At 57.7% G+C, this 22,432-nt stretch carries 17 protein-coding genes; 6 read left to right on the top strand and 11 right to left on the bottom strand.

What is annotated here, in order from left to right; all coding sequences use genetic code 11:
- Positions 1 to 6: 6 nt before the first annotated feature.
- The 4 genes from Pan97_RS22810 to Pan97_RS22795 form a co-directional block, all read right to left on the bottom strand.
- The gene (locus Pan97_RS22810; protein ID WP_144976653.1) at positions 7 to 834 is read right to left on the bottom strand and encodes a DUF1295 domain-containing protein; all 828 of its coding nucleotides are present in this window, start codon (positions 832 to 834) and stop codon (positions 7 to 9) included.
- Between the two features lie 65 nt (positions 835 to 899).
- On the bottom strand, positions 900 to 2,678 hold the full coding sequence (locus Pan97_RS22805; RefSeq protein ID WP_144976651.1) for a DUF885 domain-containing protein: 1,779 nt from the start codon (positions 2,676 to 2,678) through the stop codon (positions 900 to 902).
- A gap of 100 nt (positions 2,679 to 2,778) precedes the next feature.
- Complete coding sequence (locus tag Pan97_RS22800) at positions 2,779 to 4,083, bottom strand: Glu/Leu/Phe/Val family dehydrogenase (RefSeq protein ID WP_144976649.1); 1,305 nt, start codon at positions 4,081 to 4,083, stop codon at positions 2,779 to 2,781.
- A 136-nt stretch (positions 4,084 to 4,219) separates the two neighbouring features.
- On the bottom strand, positions 4,220 to 5,392 hold the full coding sequence (locus Pan97_RS22795) for a glycosyltransferase family 4 protein (RefSeq protein ID WP_165698929.1): 1,173 nt from the start codon (positions 5,390 to 5,392) through the stop codon (positions 4,220 to 4,222).
- A gap of 228 nt (positions 5,393 to 5,620) precedes the next feature.
- On the opposite strand from Pan97_RS22795, the gene Pan97_RS22790 reads away from it, so the two are divergent.
- Together Pan97_RS22790 and Pan97_RS22785 are read left to right on the top strand one after the other, a co-directional pair.
- Positions 5,621 to 6,370, top strand: coding sequence for a hypothetical protein (locus tag Pan97_RS22790; RefSeq protein WP_144976645.1), 750 nt, complete (start codon positions 5,621 to 5,623; stop codon positions 6,368 to 6,370).
- Positions 6,371 to 6,375: 5 nt separating this feature from the next.
- The gene (locus tag Pan97_RS22785; RefSeq protein ID WP_144976644.1) at positions 6,376 to 7,074 is read left to right on the top strand and encodes a hypothetical protein; all 699 of its coding nucleotides are present in this window, start codon (positions 6,376 to 6,378) and stop codon (positions 7,072 to 7,074) included.
- Between the two features lie 26 nt (positions 7,075 to 7,100).
- Here Pan97_RS22785 and rdgB read toward each other — a convergent pair whose 3' ends face one another.
- The 3 genes from rdgB to Pan97_RS22770 all read right to left on the bottom strand — a co-directional run bounded on the left by rdgB (position 7,101) and on the right by Pan97_RS22770 (position 10,917).
- Complete coding sequence (rdgB, locus tag Pan97_RS22780; RefSeq protein ID WP_144976642.1) at positions 7,101 to 7,715, bottom strand: RdgB/HAM1 family non-canonical purine NTP pyrophosphatase; 615 nt, start codon at positions 7,713 to 7,715, stop codon at positions 7,101 to 7,103.
- 9 nt (positions 7,716 to 7,724) lie between these two features.
- The gene (locus tag Pan97_RS22775; protein ID WP_144976640.1) at positions 7,725 to 10,259 is read right to left on the bottom strand and encodes a DUF3656 domain-containing U32 family peptidase; all 2,535 of its coding nucleotides are present in this window, start codon (positions 10,257 to 10,259) and stop codon (positions 7,725 to 7,727) included.
- 217 nt (positions 10,260 to 10,476) lie between these two features.
- Positions 10,477 to 10,917, bottom strand: a complete 441-nt coding sequence (locus tag Pan97_RS22770; RefSeq protein ID WP_144976638.1) for a hypothetical protein — start codon at positions 10,915 to 10,917, stop codon at positions 10,477 to 10,479.
- A gap of 353 nt (positions 10,918 to 11,270) precedes the next feature.
- Here Pan97_RS22770 and Pan97_RS22765 point away from each other — a divergent pair, with 353 nt between their 5' ends.
- From Pan97_RS22765 to Pan97_RS22755, 3 genes are all read left to right on the top strand, one after another.
- Positions 11,271 to 11,864, top strand: a complete 594-nt coding sequence (locus Pan97_RS22765) for a DUF1579 domain-containing protein (RefSeq protein WP_144976637.1) — start codon at positions 11,271 to 11,273, stop codon at positions 11,862 to 11,864.
- 85 nt (positions 11,865 to 11,949) lie between these two features.
- Entirely contained in the window at positions 11,950 to 12,846 is an 897-nt protein-coding gene (locus Pan97_RS22760; protein ID WP_144976636.1) for a DUF4261 domain-containing protein, read from the top strand.
- A 122-nt stretch (positions 12,847 to 12,968) separates the two neighbouring features.
- Positions 12,969 to 13,517, top strand: coding sequence for a carboxymuconolactone decarboxylase family protein (locus Pan97_RS22755; protein WP_144976635.1), 549 nt, complete (start codon positions 12,969 to 12,971; stop codon positions 13,515 to 13,517).
- A 65-nt stretch (positions 13,518 to 13,582) separates the two neighbouring features.
- On the opposite strand, the gene Pan97_RS22750 is transcribed toward Pan97_RS22755, so the two are convergent.
- The 4 genes from Pan97_RS22750 to Pan97_RS22735 all read right to left on the bottom strand — a co-directional run bounded on the left by Pan97_RS22750 (position 13,583) and on the right by Pan97_RS22735 (position 21,670).
- Positions 13,583 to 15,625 carry a right-handed parallel beta-helix repeat-containing protein gene (locus tag Pan97_RS22750; protein WP_144976634.1) on the bottom strand — a complete coding sequence of 681 codons (2,043 nt, stop codon included), beginning with the start codon at positions 15,623 to 15,625 and terminating at the stop codon, positions 13,583 to 13,585.
- Positions 15,626 to 15,743: 118 nt separating this feature from the next.
- Positions 15,744 to 17,558 carry a serine/threonine-protein kinase gene (locus Pan97_RS22745; protein WP_144976632.1) on the bottom strand — a complete coding sequence of 605 codons (1,815 nt, stop codon included), beginning with the start codon at positions 17,556 to 17,558 and terminating at the stop codon, positions 15,744 to 15,746.
- A gap of 101 nt (positions 17,559 to 17,659) precedes the next feature.
- Positions 17,660 to 19,390 carry an FMN-binding protein gene (locus Pan97_RS22740; RefSeq protein ID WP_144976629.1) on the bottom strand — a complete coding sequence of 577 codons (1,731 nt, stop codon included), beginning with the start codon at positions 19,388 to 19,390 and terminating at the stop codon, positions 17,660 to 17,662.
- Positions 19,391 to 19,399: 9 nt separating this feature from the next.
- Positions 19,400 to 21,670 carry an FAD-dependent oxidoreductase gene (locus Pan97_RS22735; protein WP_144976628.1) on the bottom strand — a complete coding sequence of 757 codons (2,271 nt, stop codon included), beginning with the start codon at positions 21,668 to 21,670 and terminating at the stop codon, positions 19,400 to 19,402.
- Between the two features lie 225 nt (positions 21,671 to 21,895).
- Here Pan97_RS22735 and Pan97_RS22730 point away from each other — a divergent pair, with 225 nt between their 5' ends.
- A complete protein-coding gene (locus Pan97_RS22730; RefSeq protein WP_144976626.1) occupies positions 21,896 to 22,378 on the top strand; it encodes a MarR family winged helix-turn-helix transcriptional regulator in 483 nt (160 codons plus the stop codon).
- Positions 22,379 to 22,432: the final 54 nt, after the last annotated feature.

Genomic DNA, 22,432 nt, shown 5'->3' with positions numbered 1-22,432 from the left:
AGCTTTCTATGAGGTGGGTGAGTGGGAATGAGTCGTGACGCTGGCCGAATCTTCTTTCGGAGCCGGCGGCCAGGGGAAGAAGCTGCTCGTTCGGCGGATGTAATCGGCGTACTCCGGCCGCCGTGTTTGAATGCGCTTCTCGAGATGGGCGACGCCTGAGAACCAGAGCAGGCAGAAGGTCATCAGGGCCGGGCCGATGATCGTCCACCACGCCGACGCATCGAACGAGATGGCCAGCACGTAATAGCCACACCAGACGAGGAAGTCGCCGAAGTAGTTCGGATGCCGTGTGTAGTGCCAGAGCCCTTGATCCAATACCTTACCGCGGTTTTGAGGATTTCCTTTGAAGCGTGCAAGTTGGTAGTCGCCGATGCTCTCGAAACTGAGGCCGACCAGCCACAGCATCAGGCCAAACGGCGTGAGCGTCGAGAAGCTGGCATCGAGGGTCGGTATAACCTGCAAGGGGAGCGAGACGATCCACATGATCGTCCCTTGTAGCCCGAAGATCACCACAAGACTGAACAGGGCGAAGTTGCGTCCTGGCTTTTTGCGCATTTCGGTATAGCGAGAATCCTCGCCGTGGCCGATGTTCCGCCAGCTCAAGTATCCGGCGAGCCGACAGCCCCAGATAGTCACCAGGATGGTCGTCACCCAGGCAGCGGTCGTCGGAGCGGCGGCGTTCAACAGAGACACCCACGAAATCACCACGAAACCGAAGCCCCAGAAGAGGTCGACGATACTGGCGTCCTTCAGCCAGAGACTAAGCAGCCACAGGCAAACCATGCACCCTGCGACGACGCCTGCGTTGATCAGAAGTAGGTTGACCAAGTCCATGAAAAATGCTGAGGATAAGGGTTGAACATTGCGGTAGTTGCTTAAACCGCAGCAGTTTTTCGGACTTAACTTGCTTTTGCCGTTTTTTGCTCGGCGATCCAGCGATCGATCAGGCGTTCGAGCACAGGCAGCGGAATCGCACCATTATCCAGGACGGTGTTGTGGAACTGGCGAAGATCAAAGTCATCTCCCAATTGCTGCTCGGCTTTGGCGCGCAGCTCTTTGATCTTCAGTTCGCCGATTTTGTAGGCCAACGCCTGGCCAGGCCAGACGATGTACCGGTCGATTTCGACGGCGACTTCCAGGTCACTCTTGCCGCTGTTTTCCTTGAAGAACTTAATGGCTTGGGCGCGGCTCCAGCCCATGTTGTGCATGCCGGTATCGACCACCAGCCGGCAGGCCCGCCACATCTCGAAAGTCAGCTGGCCGAACTTGTCGTAGGGGGTTTGATAGAAGCCCATCTCTTCGCCCAGCGACTCGGCGTACAAGGCCCACCCTTCGACGTACGCCGTGTAGTGCCCCTCGCGGCGGAAGCGGGGAAGGTCGGTCAGCTCTTGGGCTCGGGCAATCTGCAGATGATGACCAGGACACGCCTCGTGCAGCGTGAGGGCCTCCATCTCGTACTTGGGACGGCTATCCAGCGCGTAGGTGTTGGCCATGAAGAACCCTGCCCGGGCGGCTTCCGACGAGCCAGGATAGTACCGGGCCGAGGTCTGATTGGGGGCTTCGTAATCGGGGAATGCCCGCACGCCGTAAGGAAGCCGCGGCAGTTCGACGAATAGCTTTGGCAGTTCGGCATCGACCCGCTTGGCAATGTCGCGATACCCAATCAGCAGGTCGTCGGCCTCGGTGTAATAGAACTGCGGATCGGTCTTTAGGAAGTGGATAAACTCGTCGAAGCTTCCCTCGAAGCCAGACTCGCGAATCACTTTCTCCATCTCGCCGCGAATCCGCTTCACCTCGCTCATGCCGATCTCGTGGATCTCTTGCGGCGTCAGATCGGTCGTCGTCGAGTAGCGGCACTTGTATGCGTAGTAATCGCGGCCATCGGGCAGCGCGGCCGCACCGATGATTTCGGCGCCATTGGGCAAGTATTCGTCTTCGATGAACGACTTCAGCTTCAGCATGGCGGGAAAGACGCGATCGGCGATGGCCGACTTGCCCAGCTTGGCCAGTCGATCTTGCTCTTCCTGGGAAATCGAATCGGGGAAGTCCTGGAATGGCTTGTACAGCGGGCTGTCGGTCGCATCGGCCAATACCTGACCGCTGATCTGCTTGGGGATGCTACGCAGCGGGCCAGGCGGTTGTACCCACCGAGTTTCGATTCCTTTACGCAATAGGTCGGTGTTTCGCTGAAGAAACTCGGGATAGCTGTTGAGCCGCGCGATGTAGTTTTCGTAGTCCTTCACCGTCTTGAACGGCATCTGCTCGGCCGTGAATGCCAGGTCGAACTGCGGGCCCCCAAGCTGGTCGATCGCCAATAACTCGGTGGGATACTTCTGCCCTTCGATCTGTCGGCGGACGTTGTAGTCGAACAACTCGTACGACAACAAGTCCTGGCCGGTGAGCTGACTGGCATCGATCGCCTGGAGCTTTTCGAGAAGTTCATGCGGATGCTTTTTTCGCTGGTCGATGGCGGCTTGAGAGAGATCGGTCCACTTGTCGTTGCCTCGCGGATCACCAATCGACGTGCCGAGCGTGGGGAAATGGTTCAGCCGCCACTGCCAATCCTCTTCAAACAGTTGGTGCAGTTGGGCTGCGGCCGTACTGTCTTGGGCGATCAGGGAAGTGGGAATCGCGGCAAGTGTGACCATCGCGACGGCGACCAAGCGAAGCAGAGACATGGAAAATCCTTCCGGACGTTCAAAGACAAAAGAGGCAAACCAGGGGTGCCTCTATTCTGAACGACGAAGGATTTCCCGCCAACCTGCTAAATGTACAATTTTACGAATCGTTGTCGGAGAAATACTGGGCGGTTCCTAGCGAAGCGATCGCTGCGCCGATTCGCGAGAGCGCCACCGCGTAGGCCGCCGTGCGCATGTCGATCCTTTTTTCGATCATCCAGTCGTACACGTGGTTGAACTCCTGGGTCATCATCGCATGCAGCCGTTGCTGCACCTCTTCCAGGCTCCAGTAGAACCCTTGTTGGTTCTGCACCCATTCAAAGTAGCTGACCGTCACACCCCCGGCATTGGCCAGGATGTCCGGCACGACTAACTTCCCACGCTCGTTGAGGATCTCGTCTGCCTCGCCGGTGGTGGGGCCGTTGGCCACTTCAACGATGACCGGAGCTTTGATCTGATTGGCGTTGGAAACCGTAATCACGTCTTCCAACGCAGCGGGAATGAGAACGTCGACGTCCAGTTCCAAGAGCTGTTCGTTGGTGATCGACTTCGACGGGACCGCTTCGCAAACCGAACCGGTGCAGTATACGGCCTGCAGACGCCGTGATTCGTTTTTGATCTGAATCAAGCTGGGGATATCGAACCCTTCCGGCTTGTAGATCCCGCCGCGCGAATCGCTGACGGCGACTATTTGATAACCATCGGCATGCAGCAGCCGCGCGATGCTTTGACCGGCGTTACCGAAACCTTGTACTGCCACGCGTGTCTTCTTGGGGACCCAGTCACGTTTCTTTTCGAGTTCCTTGATGCAGTAGTAAGCACCGCGTCCGGTGGCCTCTTCGCGTCCTTGGCTGCCGCCGAGGGGAATCGGTTTGCCGGTGATCACGCCTGGCGTATGGCGACGATGGATCTTCGAATACTCGTCCATCATCCAGCCCATGATCATGGCGTTGGTGTACATGTCTGGGGCGGGGATGTCGGTCTCGGGGCCGATGAAGTCGGCGATCTGTTCGATGAAACCGCGCGAGAGCCGCTCGAGTTCCAGTCGCGAAAGCTCTTTCGGGTTCACACAGATGCCCCCTTTCGCACCGCCGTAGGGGATGTTCATCACGGCGCACTTGAAGGTCATCCAAAACGCGAGTGCTTTGACTTCCGAGATATCGACGTTTGGTGAGTACCGCAGGCCACCTTTGGTTGGTCCCCGGGTGTCATCGTGGCGTACGCGATAGCCGGTGAAGATTTTCAGAGAACCATCGTCCATGCGAACAGGCACCGAGACCTGCAGGATCTGCTTGGGGTGTTTCAGACGTTCGAGCGCTTCGGCATCGATGTCGGCATATTGAAACGCTTTGTCGAGACGAGCGATTGCGCCCGAGAATAGATCGACATTCGTTGGGGCGTTCATGGCGAACCTACCTTGCTGAGGCTGTAGACGAGGTGAATTATCGCGACGACTCAAGTGGGGGTCGCAACCGCGCGAGGCTTCATCTCTTTTTATTGTTCCTCTCGCGGAGCGAGGAAGCAATACGAGGAGGGACGCGTTAGCGATGATAGACCATCGGCGGCACGCCAGCGGTCGGAAGCGAGGGGGTCGTCCGTTTGGGAAGCGTGACCGGCTTGGAGACGTCGCGGCGAAGAACCCGCCGAGCGACGTCGGTGTAGATCTCTTCGTGGCGGATCACGTTGCGGTAGTTGTCGAACATATCGAGGAAGCGGGCTCGGCCAGCGACTCCCATCTGCTCGGCCAGGTCGTCGTTTTCCAGAACTTTCGCCACGGCCGAAGACAATGCAGCGGCGTTGTTGCTGGGGACCAGGTAGCCGGTCTCGCCGTCGACGACGCTCTCGATCAGCCCGCCGACGCGGGTGGCGACGACGGGTTTGAACGCGGCCATCGCTTCGGGAGGCGTCAGGCCGAACGCTTCCTGAGTGGGACAAGCGACCAACAGGTCGATGGCCCGCATCATGTTGGGGATGTCGTGTTGAAAATCGACGAAGCGGAATTCGTTCTGGAGATCCAACTGTCGGATCCTGGCGTCGATCTTCCGCATGTAATTCGGGAAGCGATTACCGATCACGGCAACTTTCGCGCTGGGAACTCGCCGCAGAATCTCGGGCATGGCCTTGAGCAGCAGCAGGTGATTCTTCCGCGGGCAAACATCGCCGACGATGCCGATCACTTTGTCTTCAGGGGTGAAGCCGTTTTCCGCTCGCCAGCGGTCACGCAGCACTTCGGCATTATGGGGGATCGGGGCATGATCAATCAGGGCGCGAACCGTTTCGATATTTCGCGGCCGTACACGATTCCAACTGATTTCGATCCCGCGGGTATGGTCCGAGTTCGCGATCACGAAGTCCTTCAGCATCCAATAGGCATGCAACTTCGTGTGGTGGGCGGTCGCTACGACCGGGACCTTGGTGAACATCTTCAGCATCGCGCCGAAGATCTGCCCGCTGGTGTTGTGCGTATGAACGATGTCGATGCGTTCTTCTTTGACCCACTTGGCGATCGCCTTGAGGTCGTGAAAGGGCCAGCGCTGAAGATCCGAGGCGTGAAACTTTACGTTGGTGCCAGGCAGTTGCTGGTGAATCCAGGAGTTTTCTCGCCCGACCAGGGTAACATCGTGCCCGCGTTTGGCGAGTCCTTCGGCAAGGCGGAGGCATTGAATTATCGCTCCGTTCACGCCAATTCCGGATATGAGTTGCACGATCTTCATGGGAGGCCGCATGGTTCCTGGGTGTCTCGTCAAGTCGACCGGGCGGTTTACCGCGCGCTAGTCGGATCGCGTTCTTAACGGAATTACCCAAACGGAACAAGACGAACCCAGGGGGATGGCTCTTCTTCGTATGGGTGGCCTGGGGGTGGTTCTCCCTAGCCTTGCACCTTGTGATAAAGTATGACAGATGCATTCCGAGACTCGATTTGACAGCAGTGATAGCACCTGATGGCGCACTACACCGGAAGTGGCGGAACCGACGGCGGAAACATGGTGATGTTTTGGCCGGAAAACCTGCCAGAAGAAGCGGACACGATGCTCGAGAACGACCCGTTCTCGTTCGCGGAAACCATGCGCGAAGAGGGAAAGATCATCTGGTTTCTGTGCGATGGCGAGGGGGACTTCTCAGTGAGCGTCTATGTCGACGAAGAGCCGCCTTCCGATCTGCGTAGTTTTCTGGAAGAAGAAGAGCATTACCCCGACGTCTACGTGAAGGGAGACACCTACTTTGGTGGGCTCGAGTACATGTACCGCGAGCATAACCCGCTGTTGGAGGAGTTTCCCAATATGTGCGGGAATCTCGAAATTCCGGATGGCATTTACCAAGGAAACGTCTACCGAACGAATATCCCACCGGCGTTCAGCCGTACGTGGCTGATGCAGCGGATGGGAACCAGTCGCTACCGGGTGCTGCATTGGCAGCAACTGCTGAGCAAAGCGGCCATGCTGGGGGTGGTGGGCGTGTTGTTCGCGTTCTTCTTCCTGGTCTGGTACATCTGGCTGGCCGCGGTGGGCGCGGTGGTGCTCACCTTCTTGGCGGCCGTGCTGCTGGCCCGGTCCGAGTCGTGCCGCGAAGCGATCGTGGCGATCGACGAGTTCACGCAGCAATTCCCCGAGTATGTCGTCCTGCTAACATCGCAGCCGCCGGAAGCGGCGCTAGAACCTGAGAACGAAGAACTGGCAATGCCGGTCGGATAGAACCCTTGAAGCTGAAATGTCCCAACTGCGATATCTATCTGTCGACTCGGCAAATGAATGTCGACAACGACCTGGCGATCTGCCACGACTGCAACGAAGCGTTCAAGATCTCGACGCTGCTTGAATCACAGCCAGAACGGCAGGTGTACGAGAACGCTGGTTGGGTCAGCGACGCCAGCGATTCCTTCAATATCAACGATCCGCCGGGGGGTGTTTCGTACGAGAACTTCGGCAGGCGGTGGCGGATCGCTGCCACCACGCGTAGCTGGTCGGCGTTCTTCCTGGTTCCCTTCATGTGCGTCTGGTCTGGGTTTAGTCTCGGTGGGATCTATGGATCGCAAATCGCCGAAGGGAAGTTCGATCCGATACTTTCGCTGTTTGGCATTCCTTTCGTCTTAGGGACGTTGCTCTTCGGCTCCTTTGCAGTGCTGAGCGTGATCGGCCGATTGGTCATTAAGACCGACGAGATGGATCACGATGCAGGCAGCATTTTTCTAGGGGTTGGCCCAATTGGCTGGACCCGGCGGTTTCGCTGGTCGGAAGTGCGGCGAATCGACGAGACTGTAGGGACTGGCAGGAACCAGTCGACGCGAATCACCTTGTACCGCGACCAAGGGGACATCAACTTCGGCGACATGCTTTCCGAAAAGCGTCGGCGATACGTCCTGCATGCCGTGCGGCAATTGGTTGGCAGTGGAAGATAGCCAGCCAGTTTGCGGATCGTGAACCGCTAAGAAGCCTGCCAGGCGGCGATGAGCGATCGCGCCGCGTGGCCGCGGTGACCTACCTCGGCGGTTTGTGCTTCATCGAGTTCGGCCAGCGTTTGGTCCCTTCCTTCCAGCAGGAAAACCGAGTCGTAGCCGAAGCCGAACTCGCCAATTGGTTGCCGGCCGATCCGGCCGCGGCACTCCCCTGCCCCTTCCAATGCCACGCTACCGTCGGGAGCCGCCACGCACAGATGGCATAGGAAGCGGGCCGAGCGTTTATCGTCGGGAACGTCGAGCATATGTTCGATCAGCAGAGCCAGGTTCATGGCCATGCTTGCGTCGTCGCCGGCATATCGGGCCGATCGCACGCCAGGGGCTCCGTCTAACGCGTCGACTTCCAGGCCCGTATCGTCGGCAATCACCCACCGCTGAAGCTGACGAGCATAACCGCTCGCCTTCTTGCGGGCATTTTCCCGCAGCGTGTCGCCATCTTCTTTAACCGGCTGAAGATTGCCGTCCTTCGGAAGAGGATGGATCGGCAGCCCCAGGGGCTGAAGCAGGCTGGTCAACTCGCGAATCTTGTGCGGGTTCGAGGTGGCGACGATCAGTTCGTGGCACTTGCTAAGATGTAGGGGCATAGTAATCGACTAAATAATGGCGAGCGGATCGCGATCGTGTTCCAGGGTGCCGCGTGTGACGCCGACCCGGTTCAAGGCCTTCAACTGCTGCCAGACTTCTTCGCCGCCGATGATGCCTTGCAGGAGGTCACGATACAGCTTGATGATCCGAGCAATCTCGTGCGGTGGATCATCGTTCAATAGCTCGATGCGGAAGTAGCGTACGCCCAGTTCGAGCATCGGCTGAACGATTTCCGCGCCGCTTTGCGGGGTCTTGTTGAATAGCGTGTTGCGGCAGCCGACATCCGCGACCAGCGGATGTTCAGCACCGACGCGATCGCGGAGTTTCACTTCGTGCTCGTCGCAGGGGCGTCCGCAGTTGGTCTTGTTCGTGCCTGGTGAAAGAACGCTGCAGAAGACGCAGTGCTCCATGTGGAACATCGGCATGTGCTGGTGAATTACCAGTTCCAGGTGCCCGGCCGCGCAGTGCTGGGCCATCACTAGGAGCTGATCGCGATTGAGGTCGTACGACGGCGTTACGCGGCTGGCACCATGTTTCCGCAGCCAATCGATGGTCAACTCGTTCGCGGCGTTGAAGGAGAAGTCGGCGATGCAGGTGGCTGCCAGATCGGTGAAGAACTTCAGGCCGGACAGGTTCCGCACGACGTAGCCATCGGCCCCGTGCTTGGATAGCGCCTTGAAGATCCCCATCTCGCCGGGCTTTTGAATGCGTGGGGTGACCAGGAAGATCTTGGCACCTGCTTCATGCGCAAGAGGGACGGCATCTTTGTATTGGCGAATGTCCTGAAAGTCGGCGTAAACGGTCTCGATGCCCTGGCTCATCGCGGCTTCCAATTGGTGCATCGATCGCGTCAGCACGATCAGCTTCGGCTCGCCTGGCTCTGGTGGTGCCTGTTCCATTTCGCTTTGCATCTGCGAGAGGACCAGGTCGTGTTCGATCGTTCGCCCACGGGTTGCCATTTTCTGACGAGCTTCGTCCAGTTGAGCGATCAACTCCTTGCGAAGCTTACCCAGCACACTCAGCGGAACCATCGGGTTGCCGGCGATCTTGGCGGAAAGCGATTCCAGAGAGTAACCACTGCCACCCAAGCGAGAGAATTGCTCTTGAAGTAATGATTCGCTGAGCGCGTGTTTGCGTGCTTCCTCAAGCGTTCCCTCGGTTTGCAGTTCGATTTGGCCGAGGGAGTCGCTGGACACGAAGACGCGGAGCGGCTGCCCGACGCGTGCCGACACGTTGATCGTCAGCGGGATGTCGCGGCCGTGGAGTTCGCCGCTATAGGTCTTACGCAGTTCACGCGTCAGGGCCGGGTCGTCGCTCTTCCAGACTTTCAGTCCGGGAGTGATGTACTGAAAGTCGACCGAACCGCGAGGGAAGTCGATTTCGACCAGCCCGCTGATCGCCTCGCCGGTGACGCGGCGTCCGCGTTGGCTGACGGTGAAGACGCGCCCCCCCTGCTCCTTCCCGGCGGCACGATCCCCTTCGAAAACGATGCCGTCACCTGCTTTCAGGCGGCCATGCAGTTCCAGCTTGGCCCGCTTGCGGCGATCGTCGACGGAGACGACTTCAGCGACCAAGACGCCTCGCTTGGCACTGCTGGTGGCCGGGACGAGCATCTTGTGATCGCACCCTTGCAGCCAGCCAGGCGAGAAGCCGCGCGAGAAGGAAAGCTCCATCTCTTCGACTTGCCGCGGGGTGAAGGTCACCGGCTTGCCGGCCAGAGCGGCGTCGATCGCCTGGCGATAGTGACGCGTGATGTTGGCGACGTACTCTGGCGTCTTCAGGCGGCCTTCGATCTTGAACGAGACGACGCCAGCCTCCAGCAGTTCCGGCACCAAGGCGAATGCGGCCAGGTCTTGCGGGCTCAAGAGATACTTCTGATCGCCCAGGTCGATGTCGACCCCGTCGCAGACTAGTTCGTATGGCAAGCGACAGGCCTGGGCACACTGGCCGCGATTGGCACTGCGACCGCCGAGCGATTCACTGGTGAGACACTGGCCACTGTAGGCGACGCACAAGGCCCCATGCACGAAGGCTTCCAGCGGCATTTGCGTCTTTTCGTGGATCTTGGCGATCTCGTGGACGGAAAGCTCGCGCGCCAGCACGACGCGCTCGATGCCGGTTTGCTGGATTTCGGCAATGCACTCGGCGCTGGTCAGGGTCATCTGCGTCGAGGCGTGGATCGGCAACTCGGGGGCCGTTCGGCGGATCAAGCCGACCAGGCCGAGGTCTTGGACCAACACGGCATCGGTGCCTGCTTTGGCAATGCGGCGGATGATGGGCTCGATGGTGGCCAGTTCATCACTGAAGGTCAGCGTGTTGACGGTGGTATACCCACGCACCCCATGCCAGTGCAGCATTTCCATCAGGCGGGGGAGGTCGTCGAGTGAGAAGTTCTTAGCCCGGGCACGAGCGTTGAAGCCGGTTTCCAGCCCGAAATAGATTGCGTCGGCACCGTTGGCAATGGCCGCACGGGCACAGTCCCAATCGCCTGCTGGAGCAAGAAGTTCCGGCCGCGTGACCGTCGATGCCTGACTATCGTTCATCAAAACTTGCGCTAATGCCCAGTGGAAAACAAGGTATCGAGGGGAATCGGTTGATTTTACTGGGGCCTGGCAGCTACGGATAGGGACGAAATGGGGCTGTTTTCAGTAAGTCTCCTGCGGCGCTTCCGCGATTTGGCCCGTTTCCCACGAAAAAAGGCCAACCGTGGAGACCTCGGTGGCCATGATTAGAAAAAGATGGGGCGTTGTTGGGGCTTTACTAGTCACCGACGCCGATGTCATCTTCCAGAGCCTTTTGAACGACGGCGTTCTCGTGGTGCTCGTGGTTCAAATAGCGAGTCGTGAAATCGCGAAAGCGTACGTGGAACGTGGCCAGGGCCTCCGTGGGGCTATGATGCAAATCGTCGAGCATCGCATCGATGTCACTTAACAGCAGGCGATGATCGAGTCGCAGTTGCTCACATTCGGATGAATAACGCGGAGCGATACTGATGGTCTCTTGGAGATAGCCACCGCATTCTTCTTTGGCGAACTGGTCATGCATCATGTCGCGCAGTTCGTTCAGGCCGAGAACCAGTGGTTCGGCCGAGTCTCCTTCCGCGGTGATCCGATCTGCTTCTTCCAGAAGGTCGTGCAGGAGGGCGTGCTCGGTTAGAAGTTTCGTTACAGCGGCATCCGTCAATCGTTGCAGGTCGGGCATGGCATCCTCCTTAAGCGGTGAGAGGAAAAGATAAGCTGGCGCCCCTCCAAATTAAAATTTGCGAATCCTGCAATCCGTTTGCGTCCGTTCATTTGTGTTTTTATGCGGGATTCTGCGAGTCGTCAATCAATTCTTTTCGTGGAAAGTGCAAAAAAGAAACGAGCGAATGCCTACGGCGAAACTAGTGAATCGGGCGGGGTGCGCGGCCTAAGGGGATCAACGTTGCCCTATACGTTCTGTTCGAGATTAAGTTTGGGAAAAGAGCGTGATTAGGGTGACCTTACGGCGATAAAATGGGCTGGAGTATGGTCAGCATTACGTTCACCTGGGGGGCATATTAAGGAGTCAATTCGATGCAAGCCGCTAGCAGATTGATGGGGATTTTTTTCTTGTTGGGACTCGTTTCGGTAGTGATCGCCGACGAGCCGGCCAAGCCAAGTGCGAACAGTTTGGATTCCGCCGCGATGGCCGAGTTGATGGCCAAGCTCGGCGCTCCGGGCAAGCCTCACGAGCATCTTCAGGCGATGGTCGGCAAGTACAAGACGATCTCGAACTGGATTGTGCCCGGCGAAAACGAAGAGTCGGTCGACGAAGGGACTGCTGAGTTCAAGTCGATTCTCGGCGGGCGATTCGTGACGCAGCAGTTCAAAAGCACTTACAACGGCGAACCCATGGAAGGCTTCGGCATCCTGGGCTATGACAACGCCGAGCAGAAGTTTGTGGGTATCTGGATCGACAACATGTCGACCCACATTCTGCACACCGAGGGCAAGCTCGATGACAAGACCGGCGTGATGACCGAAACAGGTACGTGCAGCTCGCCGATCGGTACGATGAATTTCAAGATGACGACGGTTCCGACCGATGACGGATTCGTCTTCACGTTGTCGCAGGTAACCGGCGATACGGAAACCGAAATGGGCAAAATAAAGTACGTGAAGCAGTAATTGTTTCGCCCAACGGCAGACTATACTAAAGTGCACCTGGGAATCTGGGTGCACTTTTGATTGGAAAGAAGCACAAGGAGAATTCGTGCTCGAAGATACAGCTGATTCGCGTGACTACCGCGTCCGATTGTTCTACAAAACCAAGCCGGACGTCCCCAAGGCGGCCATCCTCGACAAGATGCAGAAGAGGGCGGAAGGGTTTGCGCCGCGCGATGGGAAGCGAGATTCCAATCGTCTTGATTTTCGCCATCCCAAGCATGTCGCCAACATCGGCGGCAAGTCGGTGGGGGCCACGTGGAGTATTCGCGAGGAAGAGATCGAATACCCGGGCGACCTGACTCCCTTCCTGCCGGCGCTCGAGCAGTCGTGGCTGTGGGATGACGCCGAAGGAGCAGTCGGTGACTGCGAGCATCAGTTGGTTGTCGTGGATCAGACGGCGTCGAACATGCGCCCGATCGAACGTTTGCAGATGATGCAGTTCCTGGTGGCCAGCATCATCGAAGCGGTCCCTTGCGACGCCATTTACTGGGAAGCGACCGAGCAGTTCCTTGAGCCCAAGAACTTCCTGGACTGCCTGGAAGGCGTGGCCGCCAAACCATGGAAGGCGCCGGGGGCCTTCAACGTCCGCGTGTCGCGAGTGATTGGCTATGGCGAACGTCGCGACGATGATTCGCGCGACATGATCGTCGATAGCCTAGGACTTGGCGTGCTGGGTTGGCCTGACTTCCAATGTCACTTCCGCGGTTTGGATTGGCGCGAGATTCAGCAGATCGTGTACGAAAAGGCGTTGGAGGTCTTCGAGCATGGTCCCAAGCTACAAGACGGTCAGGCCTTTCCCGGCATCAACGCCACTCAGGTTTGGAAGTGCCGTTTCGAGGAGGCCATTCTTGGGCCGCCCCGCAAGGTGATCGACATCGATCCAGGCATTCCATACTGTGCTGGCCTTCGTTATGCCATCACCGCAGGCGTTTACGTGAAGTAGATTACGCCTGGGATGAATTCTTGAGAATTGGTTTTCTCTCGTGTAACTCTTCGTATCCAAGTGGTATCGAAAGGGTCAGTTACGCTTTGATAACTGACAACCACACACAAGGAGAAAACCTCATGCCTCGACTGCAACCGATTCCACTGGAAAGTGCCCAGGGTAAGCAACGCGAGCTTCTCGACGCCGCGAAGAAGAAGCTCGGCAAGCACATTAACATCGTCGCGACGATGGCCAACTCGCCGGCCGTGTTGGAAGCTTACCTTGGCTTTTCTGGAGCAATGGGACATTCCAAACTTTCGGCCAAGGCGCGCGAAGCCGTCGCGCTGCGGATTGGTGAACAGAACCACTGCCAGTACTGCGTCTCGGCGCATACGACTGTCGGCAAGATGGTTGGCTTCTCGGAAGACGAGACCGTCAAGGTCCGCCAAGGGGAAGCCGCCGATCCGACGGTTCAAGCCGTGATCGATCTGGCGGATGCGATTTCCCAGACCAAGGGTTATCTCAGCGACGATCAGTTCCATGCCGCGAAAGCCGCAGGGTTGGGTGATGAAGAAATTACCGAAGTGGTCGGCCTGGTGGCTTTGAATTACTTCACCAATTTCTTCAACCACGTCGCCGAGACGGAAGTCGATTTCCCGAAAGTCGAACTGTTCGCGGAAGCTGCCTAAGTTCAGCCTCTTCTGCGAAGACGATGTGGCCAGTGCAGTGCACCGCTGGCCCCATTACGTTTTCTCTACTCGGGTCGGACTGGCAAATATTGAAAGCTTTTCGCCTTGTCGATCCACTTCTGGTCTCCATAGACGCCGACGTCGTCTGTCTTGAACGCGCGAAAACCGAGCTTGTGAACCGGTGAGTCGGCCGCAATCGTGAAGTCGAACTTCTCAGGATCCGCGAACTTGGGATCGGCAATGATCGATCCGATTTCGTGCCCTTGGGCTTGCCACTCTTGGAGCGACTTGCCCTCGAAAGTGACGTCCCGTCCTGACGCGTCGAAGTAGCAATTGTTCGAGCTGTCGTGCTTGACCTGGCTCCACCGCCCGTGCAGTAGTTCCCCTTGGTCGTAGTAGACGATGTTCCGCTCGAGCGAGAACGACCGATGAGGTTCGACGCGGGTTGCCTGCAGTTGATAGAGCAGCGCGAACGCCAGGATGTTGTTTCTTACGATGTTGTCTTTACCGTAATGTTGATGAAAGCCGCCGGTCTTGGTGCGATAGACGAGATTGTCTTCGAAGAGAATCCCGCTGCTGCCTTCGTCGGTATAAAGCCCCCAGCCGCCATAGCTGTAGGCGTGAATGTCATGGAAGATATTGCCGCGGACGACCGTTCCTTCCGATGGGCCGAGCGTGTAGATGCCACCCATATCGCTGAGTACGCCGTAGCCGAGATGATGGACGTGATTCTTGGCAATCGTGTTTCGCTTGGCGAAGCTCTCGCCGTAGCCCCAGCGCCAGCCGACCGAGATGCCGGTGTAGAAATAGTCGGCGATTTCGTTGTGGGTGACGCGATTGTCGGGGCTATGACCGATCCAGAGCCCCACGGCACACGGGAAAATGCGCCCACCGCGGTTCAGGATGTTGTTGTCGATAGTGATGTGATCGGTTTGCTGTTTCGGATCACGACGCATCGCCGTTTCCCCAATCCGCACGCCTCCGGCACCGGTGTCATGAATCCAAGTTCGTTCGAGCGTGCAGTGCTGGCACCCGCGACGAAACCAAAGGCCATAGATGCCGACGTGGCCGATCTCGCAATCGGCGATGGCTAAATGCCGAGCACCATCAATCAGAACTGCGGCTTCGATGGGTGAAGCGGCCTGACTGGGTTCGAATCCGCTTTGCGGCGTGGTCCAGCGTGCGTGCAAGAATCGGAGGCCGCGAAGCTCGACGTGTTCCACGAATTCATCCGCTTCGGGTTTGCCACGTACGATCAAGAGCTTCTCGAGACGCGGGACGATCATCTGCATCTGCGAGGGGTCTTCGCCGGGACGTGGGAAGTAACGAATAACGCCATCGGCGGAAGCGTGCCATTCACCAGGCGTATCGAGCGCGGCGGCGTAATTCTCAATGCGGATCTGGGTTTGCTGGTTCAGCGGATTGTGCCCCTTCATCTTGCGACCCGAGGTCACCATTGCGTGCTGTTCGTACAGAAGTTGGTCGATGTGCCTGCGTGTGTTGTCCCATTTGTGGTAGGCCAGCAACTGAACCTGGGGCAGTTCTTCCGGCGTGACGTTGGCCAGCGTGGCCGCGTAGTCTTCTCCGGTCAGGCGAAGCGTTTGCCGGGCGGGTCCTTTCTCTGGAGCTTCTTCGGTGACGCTGGTCAGGGTGAATAGCCCCTCGTCCGGTTCGCGAGCCAACGTGGTTGGCTGGTGGCCGGCGATCAGTTGTTCCGGCATGGGGCTGCGAAGCTTGGCTGGAAGGACGGCCTCCCAGGTTTTTCCGTTTTTCTTCCATCCGGTGATGACGCTTCCGCCTGAGAAGATCGGCACAGCGTCTTGCATGGCCCGGTAGACGATCGGGTGCTGTTGCGTGCCGCTATCTTCCGGCGTCAAAACGAACGGCTCTGCCAGCAAGTATGCCCCATCGGCGACCCAAACGGTGTGGGCTTCCGCACTAGCATGGCTGCGGATCGCATCGCGCGCCTTGGCCAGCGTGGCAAACGGAGCGGCCTGGGTGCCGGCGGCGGCGTCGTTACCACCCGGTGCGATATACCAATCGGCGGCACTGGCAGGCACGGCAAGAAATAAGAGCAGCCCGAGGGGCGCAAAGCGAAGCAGCGTCATTGGTAAATTCCGTAGTTTGGCGGGAAGAAATCAAGGCGGGAACCCCAAAGGGCGTTCCTCCATGATAAAGCAGAACCGCCGTGCGTCCAAACGATGACCGACGTTGGCTTTGACGCCTCTAACGGGACATCAAGTTTTTGAGTCGCAATTGTGCTTCGCTGAGCAGATTAGCGCCCCACGATTCCCCTTCGAGAAGCTGGATCACACCTCGGTAAATGCGCTCGGCTTTGTCGGGGTCGTCCGAAGCAATTTGATTGGCGTAGTCGAGACGCTCGCGAATCGAAATCGTTTGCTGCTTGCTTCGGCTGGCCAGGGACGAATTCAATTGCTTCAGGCGTCTTTCCGCGAGAACCAAGCAGCGGGCGATATCCCCTTGCTGCGTATCGGACGGACCATAGACCAAGATCAGGCCTTGCAGCTTATCGCGCGCGGCTTCCGGATCGAACTCGTTGGTCTTCATCGCGTCGAGGTAAATCTGTTCGACGGGATGCATCCCTTGGTTGGCTCGACCGATTGCGGCGGCCAGGCGGTAGCGATTCTCTTGCCGTCGGAGATTCAATTCCTCTTTAAGCTGGGCGACATATTCGGATCGCGGGTCTTCGGGGAAGCGTTCCAGGAAGTCGTCCATCTCGTCGGAAACTTCGGCCAGATTTCCTTCGGTGGCGCCGTATTCAATCGAATGATAAACCTGGTCGGCGCCAGGCTTTTGCGGAGCAATGAGCATCGCGGTCACGACCACACCCAATGCTACGAGCAGGCCACCGATTTGAAGGTAGTTGATCCAGACCGTGCTCTTTTCGCGACGCGACTCCTCTTCGGACGTCCGCTGACGCTGCTCGGCGACGGTTGTGAAACGGGTTTGCGACTCCGGCTTTTTGGCTCGCTGACTCACAATAGTCGCCGGGGCCTGCGTGGCTTCGTCGCCGCTTTTCGGTTTGAGGTTGCCTGATCCTTCTTCCCCAGGCAATTGCATCGTAGGGGCTTCCGCCAACTTGCGGGCCTGGGGGTCGAGCGTAGGGGCATCGTCCTCGCCGTCTTTTAGTTGGTATTCATCCCCCGGTGCCGATGGAGCCTTCGTCGAGTGATCGGCCAGGTGCAAGTCGAAGTCGGTGTCTTCGGGAAGTTCTAAGAGAGCTTCCAGGCGACGACAAAGAGCACGAGCCGTCGGAACGCGGTTCTCGGGGTTCTTATCGAGTAGTTGCGTAATCAACTGGCTCAGGTCGTTGGGCAACGTCTCCACCAGCCGATCGATCGGAATGGGTTCGTTGTAACGCAACTTGTCGAGGATTTCGGTTACCGAATTGCCGCGGAATGGTGGCTGTCGGGCGAGCATCGCATACATGAGCGCCCCGAGGCTATACAGGTCGGCCTTGGGGGTGACTCCTTCGCCAAAGGCCTGTTCCGGGGCCATGTAGTCGGCGGTGCCCACGATACCGCCGGCCATGGTAACGCCTGTCGCGCCGAAGAGACGAGCGATGCCGAAGTCGAGGATCTTCACCTTATCGTCGCGAGTAATCAGGACGTTGGCTGGCTTGATGTCGCGGTGAACGATCCCCATGTCGTGTGCTTGACGCAGGCCAGCCGCGATCTCCAAAGCGTACCGCACGACGGTTCGCCAGCTTTTGATTGGTGTTTTGACGATCACCTCGGCCAGGCTGCGACCGTCGACCAGTTCCATGGCGTAGAACAACTCGCCGTCTTCTTCTCCAAACCCGAACAGCCGCACGATGTTGGGGTGTTTCAACTGCAGCAGTGTTTCGATCTCGCGTTGGAAACGCTCGCGCAGCCCTTCATTATGCGACATGTTGCTGGGCAGAACCTTGATCGCAGCCTTGTCGCCGGTTCGTTCGTCGATGCCGCGATAAACGGTCCCCATCCCACCACTGCCGATCGTGGTATCCAGGCGATAGGGGCCCATCTTTTTCTGGTCCATAACAATGCCGTTTGCGAGTTGCGAGGTCGTCTGGGAGAAGAAAGTGCCAGAGGAGGCGTGTCCTATTATAGAAGCATACCCCGCGAACTTCGACGACTCTGCTACACCCAGAAGCAAATCACGGCCAAACCCAGCAAAAGTGTGGCGACGCTGTCGCGAACGCTCCACTGGTCGCTCGACGCATTCCAGCGCACATGCGAGATGATGGCCCCAGTCGGACAGGCATATCGGCAGAAGCCCATCGGTACAAAGGCCGAGAATACGAGCCCCCCGATCGCGATCGAAAGCGAGGCCCAGCCTGATATGGTGGGGACATACGCATCAAAGGGTTCCAATGCCGCCAGGTTGCCATCGATGATCGAAAAAGCGATGAGAATGCACGCCGCCAGCAGCACCGCAGGCAACGCGGAAAGAACCAGCCGCAGCTTCTTGGGAATCTTCCAACTCCACTTCGAGAACCGCAGGATCATCATCTGGGCGGCACCATGTGGACAAAGATGATTGCAATAGACCTGCTTCTTGCTGAAGAGGGGGACCGCAAATGCTGCGATCGCCACGGCGACCAGGCCGATGCACTTCTGCCAAGGAACGGGGTGACTGGCCCAGCCAACAAAAAGTGCCATGGAAAGGATGTCTCCGGCAAAGAAGCCGAGATAGGCAATCACGATAAACCCAAAGCCGAACTGCACCCACTTCTTGCCGCGCAGATCGGTGAACGCAATGGCCAGGGCCGCGGAAATCACCAGCAGTGTGGCAACGTCGCGCCAAGTGAACGTAACCGGCGTTTTCGCGATTTCCGGCTTCTGTTCGGCTTGCATTTCGCGCTGGTAGGCGGCGGCTGCGATGCCGATTGCCTGGGTCGCTGACTGGCTGGTCATGGTGGCCCCGGAAACCCCTTCGATCTCCGCTTCTTTGACATCCAACTTGGCAAGCTGATCGAGACCGTAGCCGGCCAGGTACTCGGGAAAGGACCAGTCTTCGCGAACGTACCGCACGTAGGGCTCGTTGTCGTAGCTTTCCCGCAAGGTGGCCGCTTTCAACTTTCCTTCGGTGTCCATGACCACCAGCACGTCGGACGGCCCTTGGTAGCCAACGTGTTGATCGGCCTGAGGGCTGGTTCGCCAGGCAGTGCCGATTGGTTTCCCTTCAGCATCAAGGACTTCGAGCCATCCGTGCGGAGACGTTTTAGCGACAAGCTGTTTCGCCTCAGGGAGGATCTCGGCGACTTCTTCAAGCGTAATATCCTTAGGAAAACGATAGTTGGGAGGGTCGCTGCCGAGCGTCTTGGTGACCGATTCAATGATGGCCAGGCTGGTCAGCGTCGCCCCGGAGACGGCATCGAGTTTCGTTTGGCCTCCCAGATCCTCGGGGGATTTTCCCGTGAACTGCTTGAGAAACCAGGTCGCCTTTTGAACGGCCGCCAGATGCTCGGGCGTATCTTTGCTCGAAAGGATTTCGACGCCACGGATCGTGTTGTCGGCATCGACGACGATGAGCGAATTCGTGGGGCCTGAGAAGCCAATGATGTTGCTGGCGGTAGGCAACGTGGTGACTGCCCAGCCGACGCGTTTTCCGGCGGCATTGTGAATGTAGGCTCCTTCCCGATCGGAAGCAGCCACCAGGGAAGACGCCTCAGGTAGGAATCCTTGCACTTTGCCCAACGAGATTTCTACTGGCCCTAGCGCGGCCTGGCTTTCATGCTGACTATGAACGCGAACCAACAACGCGATCGCCGCGATCAGGGCGAACCGGTATCCATGCAGAAGCAAACGCAGGCCGAGGGACCTGCGTTTCTTAGGTGGAACGTTGGCTACTGGGGTTTCTTCCGCCATCGACGTGCGTTACTTCTCATCGACGGGAATCAACTGGATCGCATCGGCGTGGATGTTTCCATCACCGCGGGATTCGACCTCAACGTACGTCTCTTCCCCTGGCTTGATGGTGAAGACCCCCAGCGAGTAGAAACCTCCGTCGATCGGCGGCTGCTCTTTCATATTGATCACGGTCGTTTCGCGCGAGGTATCGATCCCGACGACGACATTGGCCTGGGCACTTCGGTTTTCGTGCGGCTGGTAGGCGTAGCGAATCTCGTAGTTGCCGGCTTTTTCGATCTTGATGGGGAAGCGAACCTTGGCACCCTTCTCACCGGAATAGAGATAGCCGTGGTTCACATACCCTTTCAGGCCGGTTCCTTCACTCCACTTGCCGGTCTTCTCGGCTTGCCGATCGTCAATGACGATCCCGGTTAGTTTGGTGGGGTTGATGCCCGATGGCGGACCGTAAGGGGAAGTTGGTAATAGCGTGTCCGGCATTTCGATCTCAGCATCGACGGTCGCGCGGCGGGCCTGACCTGGCAGCTTGAGCAAATGATCCATTTCGTCCCAGTGCTCTTCGTAAACCGCACGTGGCGAGCAGTCATGGATCTTGCAGAGCGAGGCAGCCTTACCGACGACTTCTCCCATCATGCCGCAGGTCTTCATCACGCGAACGGTCCCCAAGGCTTCGTGGGTCACGCTGATGCAGCGTCCGGCCATGAACAGGTTGGGCACGTTCTTCGAGTAGAAGCAGCGGTAAGGAACTGGATAGCCGTACGAGCGGTCGACACGCTGATCATGCACGGCGATCGAAATGAACGGATTATCGGGGAACTTGTCGGCATATTCCTTCTTGGGATAGTGCAGGTCGATCGACCAGGTGCTCGGCACGCAGCCATCCTTGAAGTCGCGTTTGGCGACGATATCTTCTTCGGTCAAAATCACATCGCCGATCAAGCGGCGCGATTCACGCGGACCGCCCACGTAGGCTAGCCAGGTGAGTTCGGCATTCTTGTGCTTCGATGCCCCGTCTCGGTTCTTCATCGCGTTGAACGCACCGTAAACGGCACGCAGGTTCCAGTCGCGGATTGCTTCGGCACCTTGGATCGGGTCTTTGTCGAAACCACTTTCCCAGAACCACTGACCGTGATGGTCACGAGGGTAGGGGAAGTCTTTCATGGTCAGATCCAAAGCCCAGGGCGTTTCCGGGAAGGTCGTTTCCTGGTCGGCTTCATCCCAGCGCCACATGTTGCTCATGCCCATGCGGCCTTTGTCGGTTTGGTCGTACAGGGCACCGGCCAAAGCACCGATCGTGCCGTGACCAGTCGCGTCGCAGAACAGGGTCCCTTCAAACTTGCGAACCTGGCTAGTGCGGGTATCGAACGCCGTGATGGAGGCGATTTTGCCATCCTTCATCTCCAGGCCGTTGGCGTGATGATTCAGGAACAGGTCGATGTTCGGTTCGGCACGAACAATTGCTTCCTTCTTTTCGTCTCCGAATTCCTCGTAGGTACCGGGGGACTTCTTGGCCTTGTCGGCAAACTCTTCGACGATTTCGCCAATTCGCGGGTACTTACCACGACGGATGTTACCCATCGCCCACACGCGAACTTCGCTGCTTCCGTTGCCGCCAAGCACCGGGCGATCTTGAATCAACGCGACCTTGCAGCCCATGCGAGCCGCACTGATCGCGGCACCCATTCCGGAGTAGCCGCCGCCAATCACGACCAGATCGTAGGGGCCTTCGGTTTTGATGTCTTCCGTAATGCCCAGCAGGTCTTTACGCCACTTAGCCAATTGGCTTCCGCTGGAAGGAGGCGTGGCATTGGTGTTGGTGGTGAAGTAGATCGCATCGCAGCGACCATCGAAGCCGGTCAGGTCTTGGATGCTTAGGGTGACGTCTTTATTCTCGATGTCGACGGTGCCGCCGTCGTGCCAGAACCACTCGGCGCCCTTGGTGCCAAAGGTTTCTTCGAGCGGTTTACCATCAATAGCCACTTGGAACTTGCCAGGAGAGCCAGGGGCATTCCACTGGCCAACCCAGTCTTTCGTGCGAACGAAGACGCGGTAGGTCCCGGTTTCTGGAAAGGTCACTTCCGTCTTCGCTTCAGCAACCGGCTTGCCGAGGCCGTGGGCCAAGAGGTAGGGCGAACCCATCTCGATGATGAATTGGGTATCCAACTTCCAGCCACCGTGGTCGGTGAAGCTTTCGGCTTCGACCAAAAGGTCAGCAGCCATCAGGGAGGAAGTAAAAAAACAGAACAGGACCGCCAGTGCGGCCGAGAAAGTGCTTTTCATGCGAGAATCTGCGTCGGATTAGGAATGTGGCAGGAATGGTGGGTGTAGAAAGATGTTCTACAGTCTTATTAGTTTAACACACTACCCCCAGAGGAAAGCAAATAGACGCCCCAATGATGTCGCGTGGTTTTTCCCGCGACGCGGGGGGAATGGTCAAAAAACTTCAAATTTTGGTCTTGCCAAAACAATGGTTTACATGTAAAGTAATTGCAGACGGAGAAAGAAATGACCCCACCTGGTTTACAAGACGAACTCAAGAAGCGAAATCCTTTCGATTCGAAGCAGCAGGAAGCCATCCTCAACATCTTGCGGACGAGCGACCTATTTCATAATCGATTGGGGCGGCTGCTGCGGGAGTACGGTCTGACCGGTTCGCAGTACAACGTGCTGCGGATTTTGCGTGGGGAAGGAAAACCGTTGCCTTCGTTGGAGATCGCAGGCCGATTGATTCAGGTCGTTCCTGCGATCACTGGACTTATCGATCGATTGGAAAAGCAGGAACTGGTGAGCCGTGTTCGGTGTGAGAAAGACCGTCGCGTCGTGTACGTGGCCATCACTGACAAGGCTCTCGGTATCCTGGCCCAAATCGACCAGCCGCTGATGGCAATGCACAAGCAGTTAATCGGGCACCTCAGTCAGCAGGAACTTCAGCAGTTGATCGATTTGTTGGAAAAATCACGCGAAGGGGTCACCCGCGATCTCGAGTAAGCATCTGTTTTTTTAGTCGAATAGTTGATATGTAAATAGTTTGCCAAGTGATTT

It is taken from the genome of Bremerella volcania (assembly GCF_007748115.1).
Taxonomy (GTDB): domain Bacteria; phylum Planctomycetota; class Planctomycetia; order Pirellulales; family Pirellulaceae; genus Bremerella; species Bremerella volcania.
This window is presented reverse-complemented; position numbering and strand designations above follow the sequence as displayed.

Excerpts from the sequence above, each read along its gene's own strand:
- Pan97_RS22810 (WP_144976653.1), bottom strand. The coding sequence starts at position 834 with ATGGACTTGGTCAACCTACTTCTGATCAACGCAGGCGTCGTCGCAGGG.
- Pan97_RS22805 (WP_144976651.1), bottom strand. The coding sequence starts at position 2,678 with ATGTCTCTGCTTCGCTTGGTCGCCGTCGCGATGGTCACACTTGCCGCG.
- Pan97_RS22800 (WP_144976649.1), bottom strand. The coding sequence starts at position 4,083 with ATGAACGCCCCAACGAATGTCGATCTATTCTCGGGCGCAATCGCTCGT.
- Pan97_RS22795 (WP_165698929.1), bottom strand. The coding sequence starts at position 5,392 with ATGAAGATCGTGCAACTCATATCCGGAATTGGCGTGAACGGAGCGATA.
- Pan97_RS22790 (WP_144976645.1), top strand. The coding sequence starts at position 5,621 with ATGGCGCACTACACCGGAAGTGGCGGAACCGACGGCGGAAACATGGTG.
- rdgB (WP_144976642.1), bottom strand. The coding sequence starts at position 7,715 with ATGCCCCTACATCTTAGCAAGTGCCACGAACTGATCGTCGCCACCTCG.
- Pan97_RS22775 (WP_144976640.1), bottom strand. The coding sequence starts at position 10,259 with ATGAACGATAGTCAGGCATCGACGGTCACGCGGCCGGAACTTCTTGCT.
- Pan97_RS22770 (WP_144976638.1), bottom strand. The coding sequence starts at position 10,917 with ATGCCCGACCTGCAACGATTGACGGATGCCGCTGTAACGAAACTTCTA.
- Pan97_RS22765 (WP_144976637.1), top strand. The coding sequence starts at position 11,271 with ATGCAAGCCGCTAGCAGATTGATGGGGATTTTTTTCTTGTTGGGACTC.
- Pan97_RS22755 (WP_144976635.1), top strand. The coding sequence starts at position 12,969 with ATGCCTCGACTGCAACCGATTCCACTGGAAAGTGCCCAGGGTAAGCAA.
- Pan97_RS22750 (WP_144976634.1), bottom strand. The coding sequence starts at position 15,625 with ATGACGCTGCTTCGCTTTGCGCCCCTCGGGCTGCTCTTATTTCTTGCC.
- Pan97_RS22745 (WP_144976632.1), bottom strand. The coding sequence starts at position 17,558 with ATGGACCAGAAAAAGATGGGCCCCTATCGCCTGGATACCACGATCGGC.
- Pan97_RS22740 (WP_144976629.1), bottom strand. The coding sequence starts at position 19,390 with ATGGCGGAAGAAACCCCAGTAGCCAACGTTCCACCTAAGAAACGCAGG.
- Pan97_RS22735 (WP_144976628.1), bottom strand. The coding sequence starts at position 21,670 with ATGAAAAGCACTTTCTCGGCCGCACTGGCGGTCCTGTTCTGTTTTTTT.
- Pan97_RS22730 (WP_144976626.1), top strand. The coding sequence starts at position 21,896 with ATGACCCCACCTGGTTTACAAGACGAACTCAAGAAGCGAAATCCTTTC.